General features: G+C 44.1%; 1 protein-coding gene. It reads right to left on the minus strand.

The genetic code is table 11. The features are described from left to right. Positions 1-216 precede the first annotated feature (216 nt). A partial coding sequence (locus AB4Z10_RS29740; RefSeq protein WP_441474000.1) for a hypothetical protein occupies positions 217-469 on the minus strand: 253 nt, incomplete at its 5' end.

Genomic DNA, 469 nt, shown 5'->3' on the forward strand with positions numbered 1-469 from the left:
GAGCAATGGCTCGACTTGCTCGTTTCCTTTTATATGCAGTGCCATTGGCAACTCTCCCGTAAATGATAGTGATAATCATATTCATTTAAGTGTATCAAATATGAACCAGCTTTGAAATGGTCTACAGCAATCAGAGGAACTGCAATAGCTGAAAATAGCTCACATCAGAGCGACAAAAAGCCCTCATCCTACGATCATGATGAGGGCTTGCTTGATCTATTTTTGAGGAATTGTATACGAAGTAGTAAGAGCCTCCCAACCGCCGCCGTAGTAAGCTTTTACGGCTTGACGGGAGAAAGTTAGGACGTTTCCTTGGCGATGGAGCAGAGTAAGCTGGTCACCTGGGTAATCCGCCTCTAAAGGCCCCCAACCCTCCAACATCCGCTGCTCCTTCTCGGTAAATAATTGCTTGTATAAGTAGACAAATTCCTTGGTGGATAACTGAATACCCATTAACATTCTCGTATCA

The organism is Allobosea sp. RAF48, assembly GCF_052114025.1.
Classification (GTDB): Bacteria; Pseudomonadota; Alphaproteobacteria; order Rhizobiales; family Beijerinckiaceae; genus Allobosea.